Here is an 18194-nt window from a genome sequence, read left to right on the forward strand (position 1 = left end):
TCGTGCCAACCCGCTCTCCGGGGACCGGCCGGGGGATGTGCGCAGGTCGGCGCGTGTTCGGCAGGCGTCCGGACCGGCCCGTGGGAGGTGGCGGGAATCCGTTGGGCGGTGGCAGTTTCGCCACTGTGCCGAGATCGCTCCGGCCCCTAGCCTCGCCCCGTGACCAAGTTCCTTCTCGCCGTCCATGTCCTTGCCGCGATCGTCGCCGTCGGGCCCGTCACCGTCGCCGCGAGTCTGTTCCCGCCCACCGCGCGCAAGGCGCTCGCCGAGTCAGGGGAGCACCGTAGCCACCTGGGGCTGCTCCACCGCATATGCCGGGTCTACGCCGTCGTCGGTGTCGTGGTCCCCGTGTTCGGGTTCGCCACCGCGAGGAACATGGGCGTGCTGGGTGACACCTGGCTGGTCGTGTCGATCGTGCTGACCGTGCTCGCCGCGCTCGTCCTCGGGGCACTGGTGCTGCCTCGGCAGGAGGCGATCCTCGAGGGCGTCGACGGGGGGACGGCCGCCGGGCGGGAGACCGTTCGACTCGCCGTGGTGACCGGGATCTTCAACCTCCTGTGGGCGGCCGTCACCGTGCTGATGATCGTGCGTCCCGGATCCACCACGGGGGTCTAGCCGGCCCGCCGGGGCCGGGGGTCTCACAGCGGGTTGGTGAGGTTCAGGTCCTCCCGGGCCCACTCGCCCCTGAGGGCCCTCGCCACCGCGGCCGTCGTCAGTACCCCGGCGGCGATCAGCAGGGTGAAGAAGCCCCAGGTGAGGGGCCAGATCGAGGCGTCGGGCGCCGGGTGGGCACGGAAGGAGACATGCATCAGGGCGGCCGGGGGCGCGGCCACCAGCAGCAGGGCCCAGCCGAGCCGGTCCCAGTGGCCGAAGTAGGCCGCGAGGAGCAGCAGGGCCAGCCCGAGGAACACAACGCCGACCGCTGTCACCGGGGTCGTCTCCTCGGTGGCGCCGGGGGTCGTGGGCCGGTTGCGCAGATCCCAGGGCAGGCAGAGCAGATACGCCGCGGCGGCGAGGGCCGCGCCGAGCAGGCGGATCAGCCAGCGCGCGGGCAGGGCGCGCGTTCGCATGGGGCGGAGCAGCTTCTCGGTCATGCGTACGAGGATTCCGGCGGGGCGGTGGGCCCGACAGAGTACGGGTACTCAGGTACCCGTACTCTCTCGGCTCGGCGCGCGTACGAATTCCCGGGCCGTACGGTCCCGCGGGGGCGCGAGGCGCGAAGGCGCGAGGCGCGAAGGCGCGAGGCGCGAAGGCGCGAGGGCGGCGTCTACGGTGTGGCCTTCGCGCTCGCCGCTCCCTGTGTCACCGCCGTCAGCGGCAAGGCGATGTCCTCCAGCGAGCGGCGTTCCGCGCGGACCGCGAGCAGGGCCGCGACCAGGCCCGCCGCGCACATCAGGGCCGCGCCGATCTGAAAGGCGAGGACCGTGTCGCCGACCCTGCCGGTGCTGGTGAGGTCCGCGAACAGCAGGGGGCCGCTGATGCCGCCGGCCGCGGTTCCGATGGCGTAGAAGAAGGCGATGGACATGGCCCGCGTCTCCATCGGGAACACCTCGGAGACCGTCAGATAGGCGCTGGAGGCGCCCGCCGAGGCGAAGAACAGCACCACGCACCAGCAGGCCGTCAGTGTGCCCGCGGTCAGCGAGCCCCGGCCGAAGAGCCAGGCGGTGCCGAACAGCAGCAGCCCGGACAGCAGATACGTCGAGGAGATCATCACCCGGCGGCCGACCGTGTCGAAGAGCTTGCCGAGCAGCAGCGGGCCGAAGAAGTTGCCGACCGCGATGACGGCGAAGTAGTAGCCGGTGTGATCGGCCGGGACGTGGAAGAACTTGGTGAGGATCGCGCCGAAGCCGAAGGTGATGGCGTTGTAGAGGAACGCCTGGCCGATGAACAGGGAGAAGCCGAGGGCGGCGCGCTTGCGGTACTGGGAGAGGACCGTGCGGGCGATGTCGAGGAAGCCGATGCTCCTGCGCTGGTGGATGGTGATCTCGCCGGCGGGCCGGGGCAGCGGTTCGCCCTTCTCCGCCTCGACCTTCCGTTCGATGGCGGACACGACTTGTTCCGCCTCCTGCTCCCTGCCGTGGATCAGCAGCCAGCGGGGACTCTCGGGCACGTGCCGCCGCACCAGGAGGATGACCAGGCCGAGAACGACGCCCAGGGCGAAGGTCAGCCGCCAGCCCACGTCCTTCGCCAGGATGCCGGTGTTCAGCGCGAGGATCGACAGCAGGGAGCCGCCGACCGCGCCCACCCAGAAGCTGCCGTTGATGATGAGGTCGACGCGGCCGCGGTAGTACGCCGGGATCAGTTCGTCGATCGCGGAGTTGATGGCCGCGTACTCACCGCCGATGCCGAAACCGGTGAGGAAGCGGAAGAGAAAGAACCACCAGGGCTGGAAGGAGACCGCGGTCAGGGCGGTGGCGCCGAGATAGACCGCGAGGGTGATCATGAACAGCTTCTTGCGGCCGTAGCGGTCGGTGAGGCGGCCCCAGAAGAGGGCGCCGGAACAGGCGCCCGCCACATACAGCGCCGCCGCCATGCCGGTGACCTGGCCGGAGCTGATCGCCAGTCCGCTGCCGGGCTCCGACAGCCGGCTGGCGATATTGCCGACGACCGTGACCTCCAGGCCGTCGAGGATCCATACCGTGCCGAGTCCTATGACGATCGTCCAGTGCCAGCGCGACCAGGGCAGGCGATCGAGTCGGGCGGGAATCGCGGTGGTGACCGTGCCGGGCTGTGGCGCGGTGACGGACATGGTTGCCTCCTTGTGACGCCGGCTGACGCCGCACGAGGCCCGAGTGCCCGCTCACCAGCGCCTTACGCCCGGGGCCCGCGCGGCACCGGCCCACGGCTCACCCCCCGAGCACCCGCGACACCGCCCCTCGGCTCACCCCCCGAGCACCCGCGACACCGCCCCTCGGCTCACCCCCCGAGCACCCGCGACACCGTGTAGATCAGCAGTCCCGCGAGCGAGCCCACCACCGTGCCGTTGATCCGGATGAACTGCAGGTCCCGGCCGATATGCGCCTCGATCTTCCGCGTGGTGTGCCCGGCGTCCCAGCTTGCGACCGTGTCCGTGATGAGCGAGGTGATCTCCTTGCGGTACGTCGTCACGACATGCACCGCCGCGCCCTCCACCCAGCGGTCGACCTTGGTCTGGGTGCTCGGGTCGTTCGCCATGCGGCCGCCCAGCGACAGCAGGGACGCCCGCACCCGTACCCGCAACTCGCTCCGCTCGTCCTGCGCGGCAGAGACGATCATGGAGCGGACCGCGGTCCAGGCGGAGGCGATCAGATCCTGGACCTCACCGCGGCCCAGCACCTCGCCCTTGAGCCGCTCCACGCGCGCACGGGTATCGGTGTCGGACTGAAGATCGGTGGCGAAGTCGGCGAGGAACCGGTCGAGGGCGCCGCGCGCCGGGTGCGTGGGCGAGTCGCGTGTCTCGGTGACGAACCGCAGCAGCTCCTTGTAGACGCGCTCGCCGACCTTCTTGTCCACGAACCGGGGGGTCCAGCCCGGGGCGCCGCCCTGGACGGCGGACATGACCTGGTCGTCGTGCAGCACGAGCCAGTCGTGGGCGCGGACGCATATCAGGTCGACGAACCGTCTGTGGCCGCCGTCCGCGACCACCCGCTCCAGCATCTTGCCGAGGCCGGGCGCGATCTCCTGGGCATCGGCACGGCGGGTGATGGCCTCGCCGACCACCGCCTGGACATCGGAGTCGCGCAGGACGGTCAGGGCTCCGCGCAGAGCCGTCGCCAGCTCGGCCGTCACCCGGTCGGCGTTCTCCGGGCGGGCGAGCCAGGCGCCCAGGCGGCTGCTGATGCCGACGGCGCGTAGCCGCTGCCGTACGACCTCCTGGGAGAGGAAGTTCTCCCCGACGAACTCGCCCAGCGAGACACCGAGCTGGTCCTTCTTGCTCGGGATGATCGCCGTGTGCGGGATGGGCAGGCCGAGCGGGTGCCGGAAGAGCGCGGTGACCGCGAACCAGTCGGCGAGCGCGCCGACCATGCCCGCCTCGGCGGCCGCCGCCACATATGCGGCCCAGGGGCCCGCGCCGGAGTGCCGCGCCCAGGTGGCGAGCGTGTACACGAGCGCCACGAGCAGCAGCATGCCGGTCGCCGTGCTCTTCATCCGGCGCACGCCCCGGCGCTTGTCCTCGTCGGCGGCGCTGAAGGCGGTCATCGCCCGGCTCGGGACGGCGGCCGGGCCCGCGGCGGCCGCGGCGCCCCTCGCGGCGTCCCTGCCGACGGCCGGTCCCGCGTCGGCGGACGGTCCGGCGCCCGCGGACCGCCCGGAGCTCGCCGATCCATCCGGTTTCGTGCGTTCCATCCGCTCCACCCGATCGTGTCCTCCGTTACACATTGTCCCTTCCTGACCGACTCCTGGAACGGAACGAGAGTTCCCGGCGTCTGTCCGCTTGGAGAAGTCTCGGGGGCCTTTCAGGGTCTCGTCAGGGTTTCCCCTCGGGGATCGGTCAGGGCCCCTCCGCCCCCCCTCCCGCCTCGTGACGCATCATGAGGTGATCAACATCGGAGCCTCGGGCTCCCGTCGCCCGAGGAGACACGCGCCGCATGACCAGGCGTCACGGTTATGCCCTGCTGTCCGCCATCGTCACCGTGATCGTGGCCCTGTCCGCCGCCATATACATCGGCGCCGCGGCCGATGCCGGCGACAGCCGCGGCACCCTCGCCACCGGCCGTCCGGCCCCGCCGGGCCCCGCCGCCCCCGCCTCCGTCGGCGCCTGGGTGAGCACCTGGTCGGCCTCGCCCTCCGGCGCCGAACCCGGCACCGTGACGGACGGGATGGCGGGACGTTCCGTACGCAACGTCGTGCACACCGACGTCGGCGGTACGAGTGCCCGTATCACGCTGTCCAATCTCTACGGACGGCAGCCGCTGGCCGTCACCCACGCCTCGATCGCCCTCGCCTGGACGGGCGGCCCGGCGGCCGTGGCCGGCACCATGCGCCGGCTCACCTTCGGCGGCGCCGTCTCGGTCGTCATACCCGCCGGCCGGCAGGCGGTCGGCGACGCCGTGCCCATCGCCGTCCCGCACGACTCGGACGTGCTCGTGACCACGTACTCCCCCACCCCGTCGGGCCCGGTCACCCACCATCGGCACGCCCGCCAGATCTCGTACGCCGCACGGGGCGACCGCACGGAGGACACGAGCGGCACCGCGTACACCGGGCAGAGCCCGTCCTGGCGCTATCTGGCCGCGCTCGACGTGCTCAGCGAGGAGGCGGCCGGGACCGTGGTCGCACTCGGCGACTCGATCACCGACGGCATCACCTCCACCGAGGGCGCCGACCGCCGCTGGACGGACGTCCTCGCCGAGCGGCTGCGCCGCGCGGCCGGATCCGACGACGTGCCCCGCTACAGCGTGGTCAACCAGGGGATCAGCGACAACCGGGTCCTGGCCGACGGCGGCCCGGGCCGGTCCGCCGACAACCCGAGCGCCCTCGGCCGCTTCGACCGCGATGTCCTGGCCCGTACGAACGTGAGGGCCGTCGTCGTCGACCTCGGCGTCAACGACATCCTGCGCGATCCCGGCCGGGCCGACCCCGACCGGATTACGGCGGGCCTGCGCACCCTGGTCCGCCGGGCGCACGCACACGGGCTGAAGGTCGTCGGGGCGACCCTGATGCCGTTCGAGGGCCACCGCGGCTACCGCGCCGACCGCGAGCGCGTGCGGCAGGCCGTCAACGCGCGGATCCGGTCGGGCACGGTGTACGACGCGGTCGTCGACTTCGACGAGGCGCTGCGCGACCCGTACGACCCGCGCCGGCTGCGCCCCGACTACGACTCCGGCGACCATCTCCACCCCAGCGACCGGGGCTTCGCCAGGATGGCGGAGGTCTTCGACCTGACCTCGCTGAAGGGCGCGGCACCGGCGCGGCTGTGACGGCGGCCGGCCCGGCCCTCCCCCGTGGGCCAGGGCCCCGCTCAGTAGTCCCGGTAACGGCCGCGGTCGCGTTCCTCGCGGCGGGCCTCCCGGCGCTCGCGGTACGTCTCCCGCCGCTCCCGGTTCATCTCCCGGCGCTCCTCGTGCCGCTCGCGGCGCTCCTCGCGGTGCTCGCGCAGCAGGTCGAGGTGCTCCTCCAGGGCCTCACGAGCGTCGAGCAGCCCCTCCAGACCCTTCGGGCCCCCGTGACGGGAGACGTTCAGCTCCTTGCGCGCGGCCTTGCGGTCCAGCTTCTCCCGACGCCGCTCCTCCCTCAGCCGCTGCCGCTCGGCCCGGGTCAGCTTGCGTTCGACACCGACCCCGCCCCAGAAGGCGAACCCGGTGACGATCACGCGCGGCGCGCCGGGATCGCCGGGCGCGCCCTCCTCACGGTGGTCGAAGCCGCCCATGATCCCGATACCGCGGACGACCACCTCGACACCCGGCGGCACGATCACATTCATCCCGCCCATGATCGCCACGCAGTTGATCTCCACCTCGCGGTCCGCGAAGTTCGCCTCGCGCAGATCGATCTCGCCGCCGCCCCAGAAGGCGAAGCAGTTGAACCGCCGGGGCACCGTCCAGCGCCCCTTGCGCTGGAACCCGGACATGACGGCGACCGCCCACGAGGACGACCCCTCGCCGCCGACGACCCGATCCCGCCAACTCCCGCTCACTACGGGCTCCTTGACCAGGGACACCGGCGGGGCGACGACGCCCGCGGCCGGCAGGTCGCGAGTGATCGGCTCCAGTTCGCGGTACGTCCGCGCCCGGTAGGTCGCCTCCAGCCGCTCCTCGAACTCCCCCATGTCGAGACGGCCCTCCGCCAGGGCGTCCCGCAGGACCTCGGCGACCCGTTCACGGTCGGCGTCGGAAGCACGGAGATCCGGTGCGGGGGCCCCGGAAACCCGCGGCGTCAGCCGCTGATCGTCACGTCCCCCGGAAGACACAGCGTCGGTCATGGGCCTCAGCCTACGAGGTCCCCGCACGCCGGACTACGCCGAAGTCCTCTCGGCATACATCCGCGCGATGACCTCCTCGATGTCCGGCTCCCGCACCGACAGGTCCACCAGCGGATACTCCGCCGCGATCCACGCCACCAGCGGGGCAGCCGACCGGGACGCGGGGAAGGCGAGCCACTGCCGCGGCCCCTCGACGCGCACCACGCGTGCGGGCGGCGCCTCGATCGGCGGCAGTTCCCGCTCCAGGTCGACCACGAGGGTGCGCTCGCTGTCGCCCACCTCGTGCAGGGCGGCCGGCGCACCGTCGTACACCAGGCGCCCATGGTCGATGACCATGACCCGCGAACAGAGCCGCTCGATGTCCTGGAGGTCGTGCGTGGTCAGCAGCACCGTTGTGCCGCGCTCGGCGTTCAACTCCCGCAGGAACGCGCGGACCTTGGCCTTGGAGACCACGTCGAGGCCGATCGTCGGCTCGTCGAGATAGAGCACCTCCGGGTCGTGCAGCAGCGCCGCCGCGATGTCCCCGCGCATCCGCTGCCCCAGTGAGAGCTGCCGCACCGGAACGTCCAACAGGCTCTCCAGATCCAGTAGTCCGACGAGCCGGTCCAGCCTCTCGCGGTACCGCGCGTCCGGGATGCGGTACATCCGGTGCATCAGCCGGTAGGAGTCGATCAGCGGCAGGTCCCACCACAGGGTCGTCCGCTGCCCGAACACCACCCCGATGCGCCGGGCGAGCCGCAGCCGTTCACGGGCGGGGTCGATCCCGGCGACCCGCAGCCGGCCGGCGCTCGGAGTGAGGATCCCGGTCAGCATCTTGATGGTGGTGGACTTCCCGGCGCCGTTCGGCCCGATGTAGCCGACCATCTCGCCGCGCCCCACCGTGAAGGAGAGCCCGTCGACGGCCCGTACCTGCCGTCGCTCGCTGCTGAGGAAACCGGTCCGCTTGCGCACCTGGAAGACCTTCTCCACGCGGTCCAGTTCGATGAAGCCGCCGTCCCGCGCCAAGCCGCCGCCCTCCGTCAGGCCACCGTCCATGAGTTCCTCAGCTCCCCGTACTCCGGTACGAACGCAGTCCCGCGCGCCAGGCCAGTCCCGCCGCCGCGCAGCAGCCCGCCGCCACCAGGGGCGGGGCGAAGGCGACCCAGGCGGGCAGGTCGAGCGGATAGGGCCGCCCCAGGACGTACAGCGCGGGCAGCCAGTTGACGAAGGCGAGCGGCAGCACGAAGGTCACCCCGCGCACCAGTTCCTTCGCGAAGACGCCGGGCGGGTACTGCAACAGCGTCTGGCCGCCGTAGGTGAAGGAGTTCTGCACCTCGGCGGCGTCCTGCGCGACGAACTGGAAGGCCGCGCCCGCCACGAACAGCGCGCCGAAGATCAGGCCGCCGCTGAGCAGCATGAGCGGGATCATCGCCACCTTGAGCGGGGTCCAGTCGACGTCGAGCGCGGTGAGCGCGTACCCGAGGACGCCCGCCCCCTGGGTGACCCGGCCGAGCCGGCGCAGCCCGAAGCGGTCCGCGGCGACCTGCGCCAGCACGGGCGCGGGACGCACCAGCAGGGTGTCCAGCGTGCCGTCGCGCACCCGCCGCCCCAGCCGGTCCATGGAGCCGATCGCGAGGTCCGCGAGCCCGAACGCGGTCGCCGACAGGCCGTACAGGAAGGCGACTTCGGGCAGCCGGTACCCGCCGAGGACGTCGACCCGCGAGAACATCAGCAGGATCGCGACGAAGTCCAGCGCGGTCGCCACGAGGTTGGCAAGCGTGGTCATCACGAACGAGGCCCGGTAGGCCATCGTGGAGCGGATCCACATCGCGGTGATCAGCCGGTAGGCGCGCAGTCCCTCGCGCACCCGGCCGTACGTCTCCCCGCCCCGCCGGAGGGGCCGGGGACCCCGGCCTCCACCGGCCCCGTCGGCGTACGCGCCCACGGCGACGTCCGCTCCCACCTTCACCCCCGCGTCCACGCCCTCGTACGTCTGCCCGCGCATGTCCCCGTACGTCCCCTCGTACGTCCCCCCGCGCGCCCTCTCGTACGTCACCTCGTACGTCCCCCCGCGCGCCCTCTCGTACGTCCCCTCGTACGTCCCCTCGTCCGTCTCCTCAGCCACCCTGCACCACCACCCGGCGCGTCGCCGCGGACTGGAGCATCCGCCCGGCCGTCAGCAGCACCACGGCCCAGGCGAGCTGGCGGACGTAGACGGCCGCCGGGTCCGCCGTGCCCAGCAGGACGTCCGTCGGCGCCTGGATCAGCGACGCCCACGGCAGGGCGCGCACGATCTCGCCGAGCGCGCCCGGGAAGACGTTCAGCGGCAGCATCATCCCCGAGCAGAACAGGGCCGTGATCCAGGAGATCTGCGCCACACCCGCCCCGTCCATCAGCCAGAACGCACTCAGCGCGACCAGGAAGCGGATCGCGAAGCTGACCACCGCGCCCAGCAGGACGGCGACCAGAAAGGCCACCCAGACCAGCGGGCGGGAGGGCAGGGCCAGCGGGAAGAGGAGCGCGCCGGCAGCCATCGGCAGCACGCCCCGTGCCAGCAGATGGAACGAAGCCCGGCCCAGGTCCCCGGCCAGCCACCACAGCTGGAGGTCGGCGGGCCGGTACAGATCGATCGCGACGTCGCCGGTGCGGATGCGTTCGATCAGCTCGTCCTCGAAGCCGCCGCCCATCACCGAGACGGTCATCAGCAGCGCCTGCCCGACCCATACATACGTCAACGCCTGCGCCTCGTCGTACCCCCCGAGATGGGGCCGTTCGTGCCACAGGGCAAGGTAGGTGTATGCCAAGATCAATCCGAAGACTGTGTTGGTGAACACCCCCGCCGCGGTCGCGGTCCGGTAGGTCGCGTACCGCCGGAAACCACCGGCGGCGACAGCGGCGTACAGCCGCCCTGTCCCCACGGCAGAACCTCCTTCGACGCGTGCCGGAGCGAAGCGCAGGAGCCTAGCGCGCGGAGGGAGTGGCGTACCACACGTTTTTCCGCTGCGGCAGCTCCGGCGTACCGGGAACGGAACAGTTGGTGCGACAGTCTTCATCAGGGGGCGCACATGGCGTATGAGGGCGTACGGGAACGTACGACGCGAAACGGGAGTCCGGCACCACAATGAGCGACGAGCCGCAGCCGCAGCAGAGCAGCAAGGGCGTGGCGACCACACAGCCGCCACGGCCCGCGGCCTTGGACCCGCGGCCCGCGGCCACGGGTCCGCAGCCCGGGTCCGGCGACAGGCCGAAGCGGCCCGGGCGCACCGGATGGCGCCGGCTGCTGCCCACCTGGCGGATGGTGCTCGGCACCTGCGTGGTCGGGATCCTGCTGCTCCTCGGCCTGTTCGCCCTCGGCTACTCCATGGTCAGGATCCCACCGGCCAACGCGCTGGCGACCAAGCAGAGCAACGTCTACCTGTACGCGGACGGCACCGAGATCGCCCGCGACGGCAAGGTCAACCGTGAGAACGTCGGCCTCGCACAGATCTCCAAGGACGCCCAGCACGCCGTGCTCGCCGCCGAGGACCGCGACTTCTACAGCGAGTCCGCCGTCGACCCCAAGGCGATGGTCCGCGCCGGCTGGAACACCGCCACCGGCAAGGGCAAGCAGTCCGGCTCCACGATCACCCAGCAGTACGTCAAGAACTACTACCTGGGCCAGGAACAGACCATCACCCGCAAGGTGAAGGAGTTCTTCATCTCGATCAAGCTGGACCGCGAGAAGAGCAAGAACGACATCCTCGAGGGCTACCTCAACACCAGCTTCTTCGGCCGCAACGCCTACGGCATCCAGGCCGCCGCCCGGGCCTACTACGGCGTCGACGCCGTGGCCCTCGACCCGGCCAGGGGCGCCTACCTCGCCGCGCTGCTCAACGCGCCCAGCGAGTACGACGTCGTCGCGCACCCGGAGAACAAGGGCGCGGCCGAGGCCCGCTGGAACTACGTCCTCGACGGCATGGTCAAGAAGGGCTGGCTCAGCGGCTCCCAGCGCGCCGGCATGAAGTTCCCCATGCCGAAGGAGGCCACCGCCTCCACCGGCCTGTCCGGCCAGCGCGGCTACCTCCTCGACGCGATCAGGGACTATCTGCTCGAGAACAAGATCGTCGACTCGGACCAGCTCGCCGCCGGCGGCTACCGCATCACCACCACCCTGCAGAAGAGCAAGCAGGACGCCTTCGTCAGCGCGGTCGACGACCAGCTCATGTCCAAGCTGGACACGAAGAACCGCAAGGTCGACACCTACGTCCGCGCGGGCGGCGCCGCCGTCGACCCGCACACCGGCAAGGTCCTCGCCATGTACGGCGGCATCGACTACGTGAAGCAGTACACGAACAACGCCACACGCGGCGACTTCCAGGTCGGCTCCACCTTCAAGCCGTTCGTCTTCACCTCCGCCGTGGAGAACGGCTCCCGCACCCAGGACGGCCGCCCCATCACGCCCAACACCGTCTACGACGGGACCAACCAGCGCCCCGTCCAGGGCTGGACCGGCGGCGTGTACGCCCCCGAGAACGAGGACAGCCACTCCTACGGCGACATCACCGTGCGCAGCGCCACCGACAAGTCGGTCAACTCGGTGTACGCGCAGATGGCCGTGGACGTCGGCCCGGCGAAGGTCAGGCAGACCGCGGTCGACCTCGGCATCCCCTCCGGCACCAAGGACCTGAACCCCTACCCGTCCATCGCGCTCGGCACGGCCACCGCCAGCGTCCTGGACATGGCGGAGGCGTACGCGACGCTCGCCAACCACGGCGAGCACGGCGCGTACACCCTGATCGACAAGATCACCAAGGACGGTCAGGACGTGGTCCCGCTGCCCGAACGCAAGACCGGCCAGGCCGTCAGCCGCGAGGCCGCCGACACCACGACCTCGGTCCTGCAGAGCGTCGTCCAGAACGGCACGGCGACCAACGCCCTCGCCGCGGGCCGCCCCGCCGCCGGCAAGACCGGCACCGCGGAGGAGGACACGGCGGCCTGGTTCGCGGGCTACACCCCCGACCTCGCCACAGTGGTCTCCGTGATGGGCCAGGACCCGGTCACGGCCGCCCACAAGCCCCTGTACGGCGCCATGGGCCTGCCTCGCATCAACGGCGGCGGCGCGCCCGCGCAGATCTGGGCCCAGTTCACCAAGGAGGCGCTGAAGGGCAAGCCGGCCAACGACTTCGACCTCCGGCTCCAGGCCGGCGCCGACCAGACCCTGGAACCCTCCACGGGCCCCACGGACCAGCCCTCCGGCACCACCGGCGACCAGGGCAACGGCGGCACGACGGGCGGCCAGAGCGACCAGGGGCAAAACCAGGGCCAGACCCGGGGGCAGACTGGCGGCGGCACCGGCCCCGGCGGCCCGACCGGTCCCGGCGGCCCCAGCGGGACCGGCGGCACCACGGACACCGGTGGCACCACCGGCACGGGCGGCACCACGGACACCGGCGCCACCGGGGACGGCGGGACGACCGGCACCGGCGGCACCACGGGCACGGGCGGTACGACCGGCGACGGGGGCACGACCGGGGCCGGCGGGACGACCGGCGACGGCGGAGCCTCCGGGCCGGGCGGCACAACGGGCGGCATGGGGTTCTGAGCGGGGCAGCCGGGCGGTCGTCGCCGCCGACGGGTGGGGTCAGCGACCCGAGGTCACCTTCAGCCCCACCACGGCCACCAGCAGCAGCACCACGAAAAAGATCCTCGCGGCGGTCGCGGGCTCGCCGAGCACGGTCATGCCCAGGACCGCCGCGCCGGCCGCGCCGATGCCCACCCAGACGCCGTACGCCGTACCGATGGGCAGGGACCTGGCGGCGTACGACAGCAGCAGCATGCTGGCGACGATGCCCGCGCCGGTGGCCAGGCTCGGCCAGAGGCGGGTGAATCCGTCGGTGTACTTCATACCGACCGACCAGACGACCTCGAGCAGGCCGGCGAGGACGAGCAGGACCCACGCCATGGGGGCACCTCGTGTTCCGGTGATCAACAGGGGGTGCGTCGTCTTTGCGATCCCGGTACGGCGCGTCTCGTCGGGTCCCTCGCGGGTCCGCCCACCGTAGCGAAGAACAGGCGAAAGGGGCTGATGACAAGGGTCACCAGCCCCTTTCGCCCGCCGCTCGCGCGGGCCGGGGGGCCGCCAGGCCAGGGGCCTACAGGTACAGCCCCGTGGAGTCCTCCGACCCCTCGAAGCGGTCCGCGGCCACGGCGTGCAGATCGCGTTCACGCATCAGCACATACGCGGTGCCGCGCACCTCGACCTCGGCCCGGTCCTCCGGGTCGAACAGAACCCGGTCGCCGGGCTCCACGGTCCGTACGTTCTGCCCGACCGCGACGACCTCGGCCCAGGCGAGGCGCCGGCCGACGGCCGCGGTCGCGGGGATCAGGATGCCGCCGCCCGAGCGGCGCTCGCCCTCGGCGGCGTCCTGCCGCACCAGCACGCGGTCGTGCAGCATCCGGATGGGCAATTTGTCGTGGTGGGTCTTCTCGCTCACGCCCCGAACCTACCTGTCTCCGACGGCTTCGTGCGCGGCCGGGTCAGCCCTTGCGCCGCCGGGCACCGAGGGCGAGCAGGCCCACGACCCCGACCACGACCAGAGCCACGGGCACGATGCGCTCCAGGCGCGGCGCGCCCTCCTCCGTGACAAGCTGCCCCTTCACCTCGCCGACGACCCGGTTCGCGCTCACGTAGGCCCGCCCGAGCGTGTTGTCGATATGGGAGACGACCTTGGCCTTGGCGTCCCCGACGATCGTCTTCGGGTGCACCCGGACGCCGATCTCGTCGAGCGTCTCGGCCAGCGTTTCGCGGCGGCGCTTGATGTCCGCCTCGATCTCTGCCGGAGTTCTGGTGTCCGGTGTGCTCGACGTGTCCGCCACCGCGCTTCCTCCGTGGTCGTTTGCGACGTGTTCCGTGCAATTCCTGTATCTGTGGTCGACAGTCTGTCAGCTCCTCGCCGAACGTACCCATCGGCACCCCTCGGGAGTGGCCGGAGGCGGATTAGGCTCGTCGGGTAACCGCCCCCTGCTTGTGAGGTAACGACGATGAGCGAGCGACTCCAGCCCGGCGACACCGCACCCGCCTTCACCCTCCCGGACGCCGACGGCAACGAGGTCTCCCTGGCCGGCCACAAGGGCCGCAAGGTCATCGTGTACTTCTACCCCGCCGCGCTCACCCCCGGCTGCACCAAGCAGGCGTGCGACTTCACGGACAACCTCGAACTGCTGGCGGGCGCCGGCTACGACGTCATCGGCATCTCGCCCGACAAGCCGGAGAAGCTCGCGAAGTTCCGCGAGAAGGAGGACCTGAAGGTCACCCTGCTCGCCGACCCGGACAAGAAGGTCCTGGAGGCCTACGGCGCGTTCGGCGAGAAGAAGCTGTACGGCAAGACGGTCGTCGGCGTCATCCGCTCCACGGTGATCGTGGACGAGGAGGGCAAGGTCGAGCGCGCCCTGTACAACGTGAAGGCGACGGGGCACGTGGCGAAGGTCATCAAGGATCTGGGGGTCTAGGGACCTCGCCCTCCGCTGGAGCGGAGCGGCCCGTACCGGCGATTCCGGTACGGGCCGTTGCGCACACAGGGCGTGACTGTCCGATAAACGGTTCGTTACTCCGTACGAGGCGGCGAACGCGCGGCCGGATACGGAGGGAACATGACGGCCACGGGGCCGTATGACCGAGACACGCTGGCGGCGGCCGTGGCCCGCTGTCATACCTGGAACGACCTCATGCGCCACCTGGGCCTCAAACCGAGCGGCGGACAGCGGCGCGTTCTCCAGCAACGGGTCGCCGCCCACGGGATCGACACCGGCCATTTCAAGCGGCGCAGCCCCTGGCGCAGATACCCCGACGCCGCGATCGCCGCGGCGGCAGCATCGTCCACGACGTTACGGGAGGTCGCGCTGAAACTCGGTGCCACGCCCGCGACCGGCACCCTCGCGCACATCCGGCGCCGTATCACGGCGGCCGGTATCGACATCAGCCACTTCCCCGGCATCGACCGCCCCCACCTGGACCTCCCGTTCACCGAGGACGAGCTGCGGAGCGCGGCCGCCTCCGCCCGGAGTGTGCGCGGGGCGGCGAGGATCCTCGAAGTCCCCGACGACAGCCGGTCGCGTGCCGCACTGGGGCGGATGTTCCGGGAGTGGAACGTCGACACCTCCCACTTCCGCCATTCCCGCCTGGCGATCCCCGAGGACGCGCTGCGCTCGGCCGTGGCCGGGGCCACGAGCTACGCCGACGTCATGCGCGTACTCGAGCTCGAGGTGAACCACACGAACCACCGGCGCGTCCGCCGCAGGGCCACCCAACTCGGCTTGGACACAAGCCACTTCGTACGGCGCCCCTGGGCCGCCTCGCAGACGGGCCGGCGCTCGCCCGCACCGGAGCCGGTGCTGACGGTCCTCCCCGCCGGCTCCGCACGCCCCAACCGCACCCGGTTGCACGTGGCCCTCCAGGAGGCGGGCGTCCCCTACCGGTGCGTGTCATGCGGAAACCACGGACAGTGGCTGGGGCAGCCCATCACCCTCCAGATCGACCACATCAACGGTGACTGGCTGGACAACCGCATCGAGAACCTGAGGTACCTGTGCCCGAACTGCCATGCACTGACGGCAACATGGTGCCGCCGGAAACGCGGGCGCGCCGCGAGGCGTCCGGACTCCCCCGTACACTGAACGACACGAAGCGGCACAGGAAGATGAAATGTCCGTTTTGTGGCGGTCGTGGCGAAATAGGCGATACGCGCGGGTTTTAGGTGCCCGTGGGAGAAATCCCGTGTGGGTTCGAGTCCCACCGACCGCACAGCGACAGGACGAAGGCCCGGTCCGGACGCTCCGGCCGGGCCTTCCGTCATGCGATGCCCGCACTCAGCCCAGCAGCTCCCCCACCACCGGCACCAGGGCCCGGAACGCCTTGCCGCGGTGGCTGATCGCGTTCTTCTCGGCCGGGGTCAGTTCCGCGCAGGTGCGCCTCTCGCCCTCGGGCTGGAGGATCGGGTCGTAGCCGAAGCCGTTAGTGCCGGACGGGGCGTGCCGGAGCGTGCCTCTGAGCTGGCCCTCGACCACGCGTTCGGTCCCGTCCGGCAGGGCCAGGGCGGCCGCGCAGGCGAAGTGGGCGGCCCGGTGGGGGGCGTCGATGTCGGCGAGCTGGGCCAGGAGCAGCTCCAGGTTCGCCTTGTCGTCGCCGTGCCGGCCCGCCCAGCGGGCCGAGAAGATGCCGGGGGCGCCGCCGAGGACGTCCACGCAGAGGCCGGAGTCGTCGGCCACGGCCGGCAGGCCCGTGGCCTGGGCCAGGGCGTGGGCCTTGAGAAGGGCGTTCTCGGCGAAGGTGACGCCCGTTTCCTTGACGTCGGGGATGTCGGGGTAGGCGTCCGCGCCGACGAGGTCGTGCGGGAGGCCCGCTTCGGCGAGGATCGCCCTGAGTTCGGTGATCTTTCCGGCGTTGCGGGTGGCGAGGATCAGGCGGGTCATGTCGTCCAGTATCCGTGGGACGGCGGCGCCTCTTGGACATGCCCCCGGCTTCTCAGGACGAGGTGCAGACCTTCGTCAGCTCGCCGGCCGCGTCCGTGACCGGGCCGACGTCCGGGGTCGTGTCGCCGTTCCTGAGGGCGCCGCGGACGTTGGCGACGGCCTTGCGCAGGCCGTCGACCGCCTTGTTGACGTCGACGTCGTCCGTCTTGTCGCCGATCCTGTCGAGGTCGTTCTCGATGGAGTTCAGGGAGGCGTCCGCTTGGCTCGGGTCGTTCGCCGCGTTCTCGACGGCCTGCTGGAGGTCGGTGACGCTGTCGGCTATCGCGTCGGCGGTCTGCACACAGTCGATCGCCTTGCCGACGGCGTCGCACCCGGCGCTCGCGCCCACGGCGGAGAGTACGGCGACGGCGGCGAACGCGGCGGTGGCGGTGCGGCGACGGTGGTGGCGCGCGGCCATGGAGCGGTTCCTCCCCGTTGACGGTGCCGCGCTCTCCCGTGGAGGCACCGGCCGGCCCGGCGCGTCCGACGCCGGGCCGGGCGTAGGGGGCCGGCGCGGCGGGGCGCGGGTTCTCCCCGTGCCGCGCCGCGCCGGCTGTGCGGCTACCCCTGAAAACGCCGGACGGCGCTACTCGGTTGCCTCGAGGGCCTCGCGCTGGATCGCCGTGAGCCGGCCGCAGCCCGCGGCGGCGAGGTCGAGCAGGGCGTTGAGTTCCTCGCGGTCGAACGGCGTCGCCTCGGCCGTGCCCTGGACCTCGACGAAGCGGCCGTCGCCGGTGCAGACGATGTTCATGTCGGTCTCGGCCTTGACGTCCTCCTCGTAGCAGAGGTCGAGGAGGGGGACGCCGCCCACGATGCCCACGGAGACGGCGGAGACGGTGCCGGTCAGCGGCTGCCGGCCGGCCTTGACCAGCTTCTTGCGCCGGGCGAAGGCGACGGCGTCGGCCAGGGCCACATAGGCGCCGGTGATGGCGGCGGTGCGGGTGCCGCCGTCCGCCTGGAGGACGTCGCAGTCGAGGACGATGGTGTTCTCGCCGAGCGCCTTGTAGTCGACGACGGCGCGCAGGGAGCGGCCGATGAGGCGGCTGATCTCGTGCGTGCGACCGCCGATCTTGCCCTTGACGGACTCGCGGTCGCCCCGGGTGTTGGTGGAGCGGGGGAGCATGGCGTACTCGGCGGTGACCCAGCCCTCGCCGCTGCCCTTGCGCCAGCGCGGCACGCCCTCGGTGAGGGAGGCGGTGCAGAGGACCTTCGTGTCGCCGAAGGAGACGAGGACGGAGCCCTCGGCATGCTTGCTCCAGCCGCGCTCGATGGTGATGGGGCGGAGTTGGTCGGGGGTGCGGCCGTCGATTCGAGACATGGGTCCGAGCCTATCCGCAGACGGGGAAGGGGCCCCTCCCGCGGTGGAATGGGCCCCTTCCGGGTGAGTGCCGGACCTGTTTCGGTCCCGGGCGGCTCACATCATGTCTTCGATCTCCGCGGCGATCGGGTCGGCGTCGGTGCCGATGACGACCTGGATGGCGCTGCCCATCTTGACGACGCCGTGGGCGCCGGCGGCCTTGAGGGCGGCCTCGTCGACCAGCGAGGGGTCGTTGACCTCGGTGCGGAGGCGGGTGATGCAGCCCTCGACCTCTTCGATGTTGTCGATGCCGCCGAGCCCGGCAACGATCTTCTCAGCCTTGCTGGCCATGTCTTCTCTCCCTGATCCGAACCGCTTTGTCGCAGTAACCCACAGTTGGCCCAACTTCGCGAGCGGCCATGTCGTCGGCGGCCAAGGGCGCGTTCACGACAGTGCGGCCGTCCGAAAAGCTGGTCTACACCACTGGGGCGGCGGTCGCCAAGCGCGGTTTCCATGCGAACGGCGGCCATC

Annotated in this window: 19 protein-coding genes, 1 tRNA gene and 1 riboswitch; of the genes, 6 read left to right on the forward strand and 14 right to left on the reverse strand. The window is 71.6% G+C overall.

Going from position 1 to position 18194, the window contains the following annotated elements; genetic code table 11:
* Positions 1-159: 159 nt before the first annotated feature.
* Positions 160-615, forward strand: coding sequence for a DUF2269 family protein (locus ACIP94_RS05725; RefSeq protein ID WP_402419969.1), 456 nt, complete (start codon positions 160-162; stop codon positions 613-615).
* Positions 616-638: 23 nt separating this feature from the next.
* On the opposite strand, the gene ACIP94_RS05730 is transcribed toward ACIP94_RS05725, so the two are convergent.
* The 3 genes from ACIP94_RS05730 to ACIP94_RS05740 form a co-directional block, all read right to left on the reverse strand.
* Complete coding sequence (locus ACIP94_RS05730; protein ID WP_402419972.1) at positions 639-1094, reverse strand: hypothetical protein; 456 nt, start codon at positions 1092-1094, stop codon at positions 639-641.
* A gap of 173 nt (positions 1095-1267) precedes the next feature.
* Positions 1268-2749 carry an MFS transporter gene (locus ACIP94_RS05735; RefSeq protein WP_402419975.1) on the reverse strand — a complete coding sequence of 494 codons (1482 nt, stop codon included), beginning with the start codon at positions 2747-2749 and terminating at the stop codon, positions 1268-1270.
* 167 nt (positions 2750-2916) lie between these two features.
* Positions 2917-4326, reverse strand: coding sequence for a DUF445 domain-containing protein (locus ACIP94_RS05740; protein ID WP_402419978.1), 1410 nt, complete (start codon positions 4324-4326; stop codon positions 2917-2919).
* A gap of 242 nt (positions 4327-4568) precedes the next feature.
* Between ACIP94_RS05740 and ACIP94_RS05745 the strand changes: the two genes are divergently transcribed.
* Positions 4569-5900, forward strand: coding sequence for an SGNH/GDSL hydrolase family protein (locus ACIP94_RS05745; protein WP_402419981.1), 1332 nt, complete (start codon positions 4569-4571; stop codon positions 5898-5900).
* Positions 5901-5941: 41 nt separating this feature from the next.
* Here the strand turns inward: ACIP94_RS05745 and ACIP94_RS05750 are convergent, their stop codons facing one another.
* The 4 genes from ACIP94_RS05750 to ACIP94_RS05765 all read right to left on the reverse strand — a co-directional run bounded on the left by ACIP94_RS05750 (position 5942) and on the right by ACIP94_RS05765 (position 9798).
* A complete protein-coding gene (locus ACIP94_RS05750) occupies positions 5942-6859 on the reverse strand; it encodes a DUF1707 domain-containing protein (protein WP_402420403.1) in 918 nt (305 codons plus the stop codon).
* Between the two features lie 75 nt (positions 6860-6934).
* Positions 6935-7936 (reverse strand): ATP-binding cassette domain-containing protein, encoded by a 1002-nt coding sequence (locus tag ACIP94_RS05755; RefSeq protein ID WP_402419983.1) that lies wholly within the window; start codon positions 7934-7936, stop codon positions 6935-6937.
* A 7-nt stretch (positions 7937-7943) separates the two neighbouring features.
* Entirely contained in the window at positions 7944-8885 is a 942-nt protein-coding gene (locus ACIP94_RS05760) for an ABC transporter permease (RefSeq protein ID WP_402420406.1), read from the reverse strand.
* A 112-nt stretch (positions 8886-8997) separates the two neighbouring features.
* Entirely contained in the window at positions 8998-9798 is an 801-nt protein-coding gene (locus tag ACIP94_RS05765; protein ID WP_402419986.1) for an ABC transporter permease, read from the reverse strand.
* Between the two features lie 203 nt (positions 9799-10001).
* On the opposite strand from ACIP94_RS05765, the gene ACIP94_RS05770 reads away from it, so the two are divergent.
* A complete protein-coding gene (locus tag ACIP94_RS05770) occupies positions 10002-12461 on the forward strand; it encodes a transglycosylase domain-containing protein (protein ID WP_402419989.1) in 2460 nt (819 codons plus the stop codon).
* A 39-nt stretch (positions 12462-12500) separates the two neighbouring features.
* Here the strand turns inward: ACIP94_RS05770 and ACIP94_RS05775 are convergent, their stop codons facing one another.
* The 3 genes from ACIP94_RS05775 to ACIP94_RS05785 all read right to left on the reverse strand — a co-directional run bounded on the left by ACIP94_RS05775 (position 12501) and on the right by ACIP94_RS05785 (position 13735).
* Positions 12501-12821: a DMT family transporter gene (locus ACIP94_RS05775; protein WP_402419992.1), complete on the reverse strand. Its 321-nt coding sequence runs from the start codon at positions 12819-12821 to the stop codon at positions 12501-12503.
* Between the two features lie 32 nt (positions 12822-12853).
* A riboswitch (guanidine-III (ykkC-III) riboswitch) is annotated at positions 12854-12912 on the reverse strand.
* A gap of 99 nt (positions 12913-13011) precedes the next feature.
* Positions 13012-13353, reverse strand: coding sequence for a co-chaperone GroES (locus ACIP94_RS05780; RefSeq protein ID WP_055495260.1), 342 nt, complete (start codon positions 13351-13353; stop codon positions 13012-13014).
* Positions 13354-13396: 43 nt separating this feature from the next.
* Positions 13397-13735 carry a DUF3618 domain-containing protein gene (locus tag ACIP94_RS05785; RefSeq protein ID WP_402419996.1) on the reverse strand — a complete coding sequence of 113 codons (339 nt, stop codon included), beginning with the start codon at positions 13733-13735 and terminating at the stop codon, positions 13397-13399.
* A gap of 165 nt (positions 13736-13900) precedes the next feature.
* On the opposite strand from ACIP94_RS05785, the gene bcp reads away from it, so the two are divergent.
* From bcp to ACIP94_RS05800, 3 genes are all read left to right on the forward strand, one after another.
* Positions 13901-14368, forward strand: coding sequence for a thioredoxin-dependent thiol peroxidase (gene bcp / locus ACIP94_RS05790; protein WP_402419999.1), 468 nt, complete (start codon positions 13901-13903; stop codon positions 14366-14368).
* 141 nt (positions 14369-14509) lie between these two features.
* A complete protein-coding gene (locus ACIP94_RS05795; RefSeq protein ID WP_402420002.1) occupies positions 14510-15532 on the forward strand; it encodes an HNH endonuclease signature motif containing protein in 1023 nt (340 codons plus the stop codon).
* Positions 15533-15574: 42 nt separating this feature from the next.
* Positions 15575-15659, forward strand: a tRNA-Leu gene (locus tag ACIP94_RS05800).
* 65 nt (positions 15660-15724) lie between these two features.
* On the opposite strand, the gene rdgB is transcribed toward ACIP94_RS05800, so the two are convergent.
* The 4 genes from rdgB to ACIP94_RS05820 all read right to left on the reverse strand — a co-directional run bounded on the left by rdgB (position 15725) and on the right by ACIP94_RS05820 (position 18014).
* Complete coding sequence (gene rdgB, locus ACIP94_RS05805; RefSeq protein WP_402420005.1) at positions 15725-16327, reverse strand: RdgB/HAM1 family non-canonical purine NTP pyrophosphatase; 603 nt, start codon at positions 16325-16327, stop codon at positions 15725-15727.
* A 52-nt stretch (positions 16328-16379) separates the two neighbouring features.
* Positions 16380-16784, reverse strand: coding sequence for a hypothetical protein (locus tag ACIP94_RS05810; protein ID WP_402420007.1), 405 nt, complete (start codon positions 16782-16784; stop codon positions 16380-16382).
* Between the two features lie 168 nt (positions 16785-16952).
* Positions 16953-17684 (reverse strand): ribonuclease PH, encoded by a 732-nt coding sequence (gene rph / locus ACIP94_RS05815; RefSeq protein ID WP_402420009.1) that lies wholly within the window; start codon positions 17682-17684, stop codon positions 16953-16955.
* Positions 17685-17780: 96 nt separating this feature from the next.
* Positions 17781-18014, reverse strand: a complete 234-nt coding sequence (locus ACIP94_RS05820; protein ID WP_234518547.1) for a glucose PTS transporter subunit EIIB — start codon at positions 18012-18014, stop codon at positions 17781-17783.
* Positions 18015-18194 lie beyond the last annotated feature (180 nt).

This window comes from Streptomyces sp. NPDC093261 (genome assembly GCF_044753645.1).
Lineage (GTDB): Bacteria > Actinomycetota > Actinomycetes > Streptomycetales > Streptomycetaceae > Streptomyces.